Origin of the sequence: Microcoleus sp. Pol14D4 (assembly GCF_036701245.1) — a bacterium.
Taxonomy (GTDB): Bacteria; Cyanobacteriota; Cyanobacteriia; order Cyanobacteriales; family Microcoleaceae; genus Microcoleus.
The window spans coordinates 1-1752 of the sequence record NZ_JAUBQM010000188.1 but is presented as its reverse complement, the minus strand read 5'-3'; the positions used below and the strand labels follow the sequence as shown (position 1 = coordinate 1752).

Annotated in this window: 1 protein-coding gene; it reads left to right on the top strand. The window is 43.2% G+C overall.

All coding sequences use genetic code 11. The annotated features are described in order from the left end of the window. Window positions 1-105: 105 nt before the first annotated feature. The gene (locus tag QUA33_RS27995) at window positions 106-1701 is read left to right on the top strand and encodes an IS1182 family transposase (RefSeq protein ID WP_333153021.1); all 1596 of its coding nucleotides are present in this window, start codon (window positions 106-108) and stop codon (window positions 1699-1701) included. Window positions 1702-1752: the final 51 nt, after the last annotated feature.

Here is a 1752-nt window from a genome sequence, read left to right as displayed (position 1 = left end):
CTAGGGCGTCAGTTCAGTATTCGGACTTGACAAAACTAAAGGTCTATGATAAGTGAATTGAGAAGCCGGTTAAATTCTAACAATCAGGAAGAAAGAAGAAATTTTATGCGTCCTCTCTCATGGCATCCTCCCATTGAACTGTCAGACTCAGAAGCGTTGATTATCAAACGCATCAAAAGAGCCAAGCTATTCACATTTCTTCGGCTGAACCGTTCATCCATATTTAATGATGAATTCCAAGACGAACTCGCTACAATTTTTAAAGACAGCACTGTTGGCAACTGTCCAGTGCCTCCTGCACAACTTGCGTTGGCAACAATCCTTCAAGCCTATATGGGGATTTCCGATGATGAAGTGATAGAAGAAATGGTAATGGATCAACGTTGGCAGTTGGTTTTAGATTGTCTGGGTTCCGAAACTCCACCCTTCAGTAAAGCTACCTTAATTAGATTCCGGAAGGGGTTAATCAAAAAAGAACTCGACCAACGTTTAATTGACCGCACCGTAGAAATTGCTAAACAAAAAGGTGGGTTTGGCTCATCTCAATTAAGAGTCGCCTTAGATTCCTCACCATTATGGGGAGCAGGTAAAGTCGAAGATACATATAATCTATTGGGTCATGCTTTGCGTAAGGCAGTGAGTGTGATAGCTCGTCAGCAGGGGCGGGGGCTGACAGAAATTGCTGATGAAGCCGGTGCGCCAATTCTCAAGAGTTCCAGCTTAAAAACTGCCTTAGACTTAAACTGGGATGATCCAATCGAGCGTCAAAACGCACTTTCAATTATCCTAAACAGCTTAGATTCTGTAGAAGAATGGATGCAAGGCCAGTCCAATTGTGATGAAATTGAAGTGGCCCAAGAAACTCTGGATATTGCTCGATTCATTGAATCCCAAAATGTGACTTTAGACTCTCAAGGCTCTCCTATTCTCACCAAAGGGGTGGCCAAAGACCGTCGCATTTCTATTGAAGACCCAGATATGCGGCATGGACGGAAAAGCCGGTCTAAGAAAATAGATGGGTATAAACGTCACGTCCTCAAAGATTTAGATATAGGTGTAGTTCGGGCTGTGGCTTTGACGAAAGCAAATACTCCAGAATCTGCTGCTACGGTTGACCTAGAAAGTGACTTAAGATTCCAAAATCCTCACCTAGCTGAGTTACATATTGACCGAGCTTATTTATCCAGTCATTGGGTCACACAGCGGGATGAGCAATTAAAAATATTTTGTAAGGCGTGGCCGGTCAGAAATTCTGGCCGGTTTGATAAAAATGCCTTTTTCCTAGACTGGGATACGCATTTAATTAGCTGCCCAAATCAGGTAAGTATCCCATTTGAACCCGGAAAAGTTGTTCATTTTCCTGAGAGTGAATGTGCAATTTGTCCTCTGAGGGAAGACTGTACGAACAGTAAAAAAGGACGCAGTATATCAATTCATGCTGATGAAGCCTTAATGCAAGAGTTGCGAGCGCGTCAATCCACTACTATTGGTCGTCAAGAATTGAGAGAGCGTACTACAGTTGAACATTCTTTAGCTCATATTGGTCATTGGCAGGGGAATCGTGCCCGCTATATTGGACAACGTAAAAATCTCTTCGATCTACGCCGAGTCGCTGTTGTCCATAACCTTCATGTCATTGCTCGAATGGGTAAGGTTCTGCCAATTAAACCGAGCATAGAGTCGAACTCATTGACCGGGTAACTGCATACAGCCTTTTTCTTGTCAATACCTAATACTGAACCGACGCTCTAG

What these genes read in the sequence shown, in the direction of transcription:
- QUA33_RS27995 (WP_333153021.1), top strand. Translation starts at nt 106, where the DNA reads ATGCGTCCTCTCTCATGGCATCCTCCCATTGAACTGTCAGACTCAGAA.